General features: G+C 70.4%; 5 protein-coding genes. 3 read left to right on the top strand and 2 right to left on the bottom strand.

The window, feature by feature from the left end; all coding sequences use genetic code 11:
* The coding region (locus tag D7V97_RS38145) for an MFS transporter (RefSeq protein WP_120615508.1) at positions 1 to 945 on the bottom strand (945 nt) is incomplete at its 3' end.
* A 70-nt stretch (positions 946 to 1,015) separates the two neighbouring features.
* On the opposite strand from D7V97_RS38145, the gene D7V97_RS38150 reads away from it, so the two are divergent.
* The 3 genes from D7V97_RS38150 (at position 1,016) to D7V97_RS38160 (ending at position 4,544) form a co-directional block, all read left to right on the top strand.
* Positions 1,016 to 1,921, top strand: a complete 906-nt coding sequence (locus D7V97_RS38150; protein ID WP_120615509.1) for a LysR family transcriptional regulator — start codon at positions 1,016 to 1,018, stop codon at positions 1,919 to 1,921.
* 125 nt (positions 1,922 to 2,046) lie between these two features.
* Positions 2,047 to 4,047, top strand: coding sequence for an ATP-binding protein (locus D7V97_RS38155; protein WP_120615510.1), 2,001 nt, complete (start codon positions 2,047 to 2,049; stop codon positions 4,045 to 4,047).
* 8 nt (positions 4,048 to 4,055) lie between these two features.
* Positions 4,056 to 4,544, top strand: coding sequence for a TfoX/Sxy family protein (locus D7V97_RS38160; protein ID WP_120615511.1), 489 nt, complete (start codon positions 4,056 to 4,058; stop codon positions 4,542 to 4,544).
* Here D7V97_RS38160 and D7V97_RS38165 read toward each other — a convergent pair.
* On the bottom strand, positions 4,531 to 6,174 hold the full coding sequence (locus D7V97_RS38165) for an AMP-binding protein (protein WP_120615512.1): 1,644 nt from the start codon (positions 6,172 to 6,174) through the stop codon (positions 4,531 to 4,533). The genes D7V97_RS38160 and D7V97_RS38165 overlap by 14 nt on opposite strands.
* Between the last annotated feature and the right edge of the window lie 252 nt (positions 6,175 to 6,426).

Here is a 6,426-nt window from a genome sequence, read left to right on the forward strand (position 1 = left end):
CAACAACATCGGCACCAGCGCGAGCCCCGCTCCAATCGGCGAGTGCCCACCCTGCTCCGTCATCCACAGCGGCACCCACGCCGACATCGTGTACAGCAGCGCGCCCGCGAACAGCCCTCCCGCGATGCCGCTGAGCACCGTCCGATCCGTCACCAGCTCCGCCGGCAGCAACGGCGCCAACGACCGACGCTGCTGCCGCACGAACAGCGCCGCCACCACCACCGCGCCCAGCACGCACAACCCTCGCGCCCGCGCCGCGCCCGGCTCCAGCGCGAAGAGCAACAACGCCACCGTGCTCCCCGCGAGCAGCGGCCCCCACCGATCCAACCGCGTCGACTCGCGCCGGGGCGGATCCCGGTAGGACAGGTGCAACAGCGTCGCGGACACCACGCCCACTGGCAGGTTCACCAGGAACACCCACCGCCACGAGGCGTGCATCACCAGCCAGCCGCCAATCAACGGCCCCAGCGCGTTCGCCGCGCCCCACGCCCCGGTGAACAGCCCCTGGATGGCCGCCCGCTCGCGCAGCGTGTAGAGGTCCGCGCTGATGGTCAGCGTGGTGGGCTGCAACGCCCCCGCGCCCAGCCCCTGCATCACCCGGAAGCCCACCAGCGCCGGCACCGACGTCGCCAGGCCGCACAGCGCCGACCCCAGCAGGAACAACCCCATCCCCGCGAAGAACACCGGCCTGCGGCCCAGCCGGTCCGCCAGCTTGCCGCTCACCAGCACGCCCACCGTCGAAGCGAAGAGGAACGCGGAGAACACCCACGAGTAGAGCGCGTCGCCGCCCAGCTCCCGCGTGATGGTGGGCATGGCGCTCGTCACCACCGTGCCCTCGAAGGCGGCCACCACCAGCGCCAGCAACACCGCCCCCGTGGCCACCCGCCGCGCACCGCCCGGCTGCATCCGCGTGCCCACGTCCACCGCCCCACCGGTTCCATCCATGCCCCCTCCATACGCCGCCGGGCACCATGCGGAAATCGCATCTTCGGCATAGAGTCCTTGCCAAGAGCGCATGACCTCCGAACAACTCCGCGCCTTCCTCCACATCGCCCGCGAGGGCCGCGTCTCCACCGCCGCGCGCGGGCTGGGCCTGTCGCAGTCCGGCCTGTCCCGCCAGCTCCAGGCCCTGGAGGCGGAGGTGGGAGCGCGCCTCCTGGTGCGCACGCCGTCCGGCGCCGTCCTCACCGACGCCGGGGAGCGCTTCCTGCCCCACGCCACGCGCGCCCTGGAGGCCATCTCCGCGGGCCGCGCGGAGCTGGAGCGCCTGTCCGGAACGGCTCGCGGCCCCGTGGTGCTGGGCACGCTCGCCACCGTGGGCGCGTACCTGCTCCCGGACCTGATGGCCGCCTTCGCGCGCAGCCACCCCGAGGTGCGCCCCCGCCTGAGCCAGGACCACGCCCCGGTGCTCGAAGAGGGCGTGGCCCGGGGGACGCTGGACCTGGCCATCCTGTCGCTGCCCGTGCGACGGGTGGACCTCGTCACGCAGCAGCTCTGGGATGAACCCCTGGTGCTCGCGGTGCCGCGCGGCCACCGGCTGACGCGGCTGGGACGTCCGGTGGCGCTCCAGGAGGTGGTGGACGAGACGTGGGTGCGCATCCCCGGCATGGCGGGCGCGCGCGCGGTGGAGGCGGCCTGTGAGGCGCGCGGCGTGACACCCCGGGTGGCCCTGGAGACGGACACCGCCGAGGCCCTGGGCCGCATGGTGGAGCGCGGCCTGGGCGTGGCGGTGGTGCCCCAGCTCATGGCGAGGGACGCGCCCGCCCACGGCTTCGACGTGGTGCCCCTCACGCGCGGCAGCCCGCGCCGGCAGGTGGCGCTCGTGCACCGGGGACAGGGCTACCTCACCGCCGCGGCACGCGCCCTCAAGGACGCCATCACCGAACACGTGAAACAACACTTCACGCCCACGGGCCGCTAGCACCCTGTGGTGGGCGACCGGGCAGGCATGGAGCGGAGTGTCAGCTACCGGGCCCGGGGACTGTTCCGGAGCGGGAGGATCTCCTAGAACTTCGCCGCCTTGAACAGCGCTGGGAGTCTGACGACGTGAAGGTGGAGGAACTCTTCAGCGGTGAGGGGGAGATGGCGGCCCGGATGCGCGCGAAGGACTGGTCCGCGACGCCCCTGGGCCCGGTGGAAGGCTGGCCCGTCTCGCTGCGGACCATCATCCGCATCCTGCTCCACTCCCGCCACCCGATGTTCCTCTGGTGGGGCCCCCAGCTCATCCAGTTCTACAACGACGCCTACGTGCCCAGCTTCGGCAAGGGCAAACACCCCGCGGCGCTCGGGCTCCCGGGGCGCGAGTCGTGGCCGGAGATCTGGCCCATCATCGGACCGCAAATTGACGACGTCATGCGCGAGGGGAAGGCCAGCTGGAACGAGGACCAGCTCGTGCCCATCTTCCGCAACGGCCGCATCGAGGACGTCTACTGGACCTACGGCTACTCGCCCGTCTTCGACGACCACGGGAAGATTGGCGGCACCCTGGTCGTGTGCACGGAGACCACCGGGCGCATCCTCAGCGAGCAGTCCCTGCGTCGCAGCGAGGAGCGCCTCCGCCGGGTCGTGGAGGCGTCCGGCGTGGGCACCTGGGAGCTGGACGTCGTCACCGGGAAGATGGAGGCGGACGCGCGGATGGCCGCGCTCTTCGGGCTCCCGGAGGCAGCCGGGTTCAGCCTCGCGCGGGCGCTGGAGCACGTCCATCCCGAGGACCGCGAGCGGCTGCGAGGCGCCATCGACGCCGCGCTCGCGGGCGAACAGCAGGGCCGCTACCTCCTGGAGCACCGGGTGGACGTCTCCCCGGACGGCCCTTCGCGCTGGGTGGAGGCGCGCGGGCAGGTGTCCTTCGACGCGGCCGGGAAGGCGACGCGGTTCGTGGTCACGGCGCTCGACATCAGTGAACGCAAGTGGGCGGAGGAGGAGGGACGGCGCGCGCGCCAGGAGCTCCACAGCTTCCTCATGCAGGCGCCGCTCGGCATCGCTATCCTCAGCGGCCCGAGCCACGTCTACACCTTCGTCAACCCGCCCTTCATGTCCATGCTGTTCGGGGGCCGCCCGGTGATGGACCTCCTGGGCAAGACCGTCCGGGAGGCGCTCCCGGAGCTGGAGGGCCAGGGCTTCTACGAGATCCTCGACGGCGTGTACCAGACGGGGAAGAGCTTCCATGGCGCGAAGCTGCGCGCGTCCATGGTCCAGGGCGATGGGGCCGAACGGGAGCTGTTCGTCAACTTCACCTACCAGGCCAAGCGCGACCCGGCCGGGCGGATCGACGGCATCCTGGCGGTCATCTACGAGGTCACGGATCAGGTCAACGAGCAGAAGGAGATTGAGCTGCTCGCGGACAACCTTCGCGCGGCCATCGTCTCACGGGACACGTTCCTGGGCGTCGCCTCCCACGAACTCAACACGCCCCTGACCACGCTCAAGCTGCAGACGCAGATGAGCCAGCGGGCCCTGGCGAGGCAGGGCTTCACGGCGTTCCCCCCGGAGCGGTTCGAGAAGCTGCTCGGCAGCACGCTCCTCCAGGTGGAGCGACTGGGCCGCCTGGTCAATGACATGCTCGACGTGTCCCGCATCAGCACCGGGAAGCTGACGGTGAATCGCGCCCAGACGGACCTCTCCCTGCTGGTGTCGGAGGTGCTGGAGCGCTTCGAATCCCAGTTCGAAGCGGCCGGGTGTCCGCTGGAGCGGGACATCGAGGAGGGCATCGTGTTGCCGCTCGACGCCGCGCGCATCGAACAGGTGCTGACGAACTTCATCATCAACGCCCTCAAGTACGCGCCCGGCAAGCCGGTGCACGCGAGGCTCGAACGGCGGGGACGACGGGCGCGGTTCAGCCTGCGGGATGAAGGCATCGGCATCCCCCCGGAGCACCATGAGCGCATCTTCGTCCGCTTCGAGCGTGCGACCTCCGCGAGCGAGGCCAGCGGGCTGGGGCTCGGGCTCTACATCTCGAAGCAGATCATCCAGGGCCATGGCGGCATCATCACCGTCGAGAGCGAGCCCGACCGCGGTTCCACCTTCAGTTTCGAGCTTCGGCCGGAGTAGGAAGCGCCATGCCCCGTACGGACAGCTTCGTGGAGTACACGTTGGAGTTGCTACAGCCGCTGGGTCGGGTGCAAGCCCGCTCCATGTTCGGCGGCTGGGGCCTGATGTTCGGCGGCCGGATGTTCGGCCTCATCATCAAGGGCCAGCTCTACCTCAAGGTCGATGACGTCACCCGCCCCGCCTTCGAGGCGGAAGGGTGCCGGCCCTTCTCCTACGAGAGCAAGGGCAAGACCCACCAGATGAACTATTGGACGCCGCCCGTGGACGCGGAGGACAACGGCCGCATGCTGCTGCCCTGGGCCCGCCGCGCCGTGGACGCCGCCGCCCGCACCGCCGTGAAGAAGGCTCCGGCGAAGAAGAAGGCCCCGGCCCAGACGGCTCCGGCGAAGAAGGCTCCGGCGAAGAAGGCCCCGGCGAAGAAGGCCCCGGCGAAGAAGGCCCCGGCGAAGAAGGCCGCCGCGAAGCCGAAGTCGAAGCCGCGCGCTAGGCCGTCTTGATGGTGGCCACGTCGCCCAGCCCCAGCTCGGCGACGGACACCTCGCGCATCTTGAACTTCTGCACCTTGCCCGTGACCGTCATCGGGAAGCTGTCCACGAACTTCCAGTGGCGGGGAATCTTGTACGAGGAGATGCGGCCCGAGCAGAAGGCCGTCAGCGTGTCGGCGGTGAGCGTCGCGCCGGACTTCAGGCGCACCCACGCCATCACCTCCTCGCCGTACTTCACACTGGGCACGCCGATGACCTGCGCCTCGCTGACCTCCGGGTGCGTGTGGAGGAACTCCTCCACCTCGCGCGGGTACACGTTCTCCCCGCCCCGGATGATCATGTCCTTGATGCGGCCGACAATCTTGACGTAGCCCTCCGCGTCCATCGTCGCCAGGTCGCCGGTGTGCATCCACCCGGCGCGGTCCACCGCCGCCGCCGTGGCCACCGCGTTCTCCCAGTACCCCAGCATCACGCTGTAGCCCCGCGTGCACAGCTCTCCCGACTGCCCCAGCGGCACCACCGCGCCCGTGTCCGGGTCCACCACCTTCACCTCGATGTGCGGGTGCACGCGGCCCACCGTGGACACGCGCTTGTCCAGGGCGTCGTCCAGCAGGTTCTGCGTGGACACGGGCGACGTCTCCGTCATGCCGTAGCAGATGGTGACCTCGCGCATGTGCATCCGCGACTGCACCTGCTTCATCACCTCCACCGGACACGGTGAGCCCGCCATGATGCCGGTGCGCAGCGACTTCAGGTCGAACTCGCCGAAGCGCGCGTGGTCCAGCTCCGCGATGAACATCGTGGGCACGCCGTAGAGCGACGTGCAGCGCTCGGCCTGCACCGTCTGGAGCACCGCCAGCGGGTCGAACGCCTCTCCTGGGATCACCATCGTCGCCCCGTGGGACGTGCAGGCCAGGTTGCCCATCACCATGCCGAAGCAGTGGTAGAAGGGCACCGGGATGCAGACGCGGTCCTCGGGGCCGTAGCGCAGCACCTCGCCCACGAAGAAGCCGTTGTTGAGCACGTTGTGGTGCGACAGCGTGGCGCCCTTCGGGAAGCCCGTGGTGCCGGACGTGTACTGGATGTTGATGGGGTCATCGAACTGGAGCGACGCCTCGCGCTCCGCCAGCACGTCCTCGCCCACCGCCGCGCCGGCCTGCATCAGCCGGCCCCAGTCCGAGTCCAGCACCAGCGACTCGCGCAGCCCCGGACACCGGGGCCGCACCTCCGCCAGCATCTGGAGGTAGTCCGTCTGCCGGAACCCCTTCGCCAGAAGCAGCACGCTGACGCCGGCCTGGTTGAGCGCGTACTCAAGCTCCGACGTGCGGTAGGCCGGGTTCAGGTTGACGAGGATGGCGCCCGTGCGCGCCAGCGCGTACTGCGCCACGGTCCACTCGAAGCGGTTGGGCGACCAGAGCCCCACCCGGTCCCCCTTCTGGACTCCCAGCGCCAGCAGGCCCCGCGCCACCTGCGTCGTCGCGTCCCAGAGCTGTCGCCACGTGGCGCGGTAGTCCTGCGACGCCACCACCAGGGCCTCGCGGTCGCCGTACCGTTCGACGGTGCGGCGCAGGTTCTGACCGATGGTTTCTCCCAGCAGCGGGGTGGTGCTGGTGCCGTGGGCATAGGACAGGGCGGTCGTCATGCCGCCATCGTCCCCAGGGGCCCCCGGGTCGGCAAGCGCCCGCGGGGGCCAGGTGTCCGCTCGATCTCACCGGGCCCGACGCTGTCTCCGCACGCGCTCCACGCCCTGACACGCGGCGCAGATGAGTTCCGGCGACGGCAGCGGCGGTGCACCCGGGCGACCCGGTGGATGCCGTGACCTTCAGGCATCCCCCTGGGTAATCCCCACCTCCCCACCTGGCTCTTATACACATCTGACGCTGCCGACGAACTC

Origin of the sequence: Corallococcus sp. CA053C, from assembly GCF_003611675.1 — a bacterium.
In the GTDB taxonomy this organism is placed as follows: domain Bacteria; phylum Myxococcota; class Myxococcia; order Myxococcales; family Myxococcaceae; genus Corallococcus.

What these genes read in the sequence shown, in the direction of transcription:
- D7V97_RS38150 (WP_120615509.1), top strand. Translation starts at nt 1,016, where the DNA reads ATGACCTCCGAACAACTCCGCGCCTTCCTCCACATCGCCCGCGAGGGC.
- D7V97_RS38160 (WP_120615511.1), top strand. Translation starts at nt 4,056, where the DNA reads ATGCCCCGTACGGACAGCTTCGTGGAGTACACGTTGGAGTTGCTACAG.
- D7V97_RS38165 (WP_120615512.1), bottom strand. Translation starts at nt 6,174, where the DNA reads ATGACGACCGCCCTGTCCTATGCCCACGGCACCAGCACCACCCCGCTG.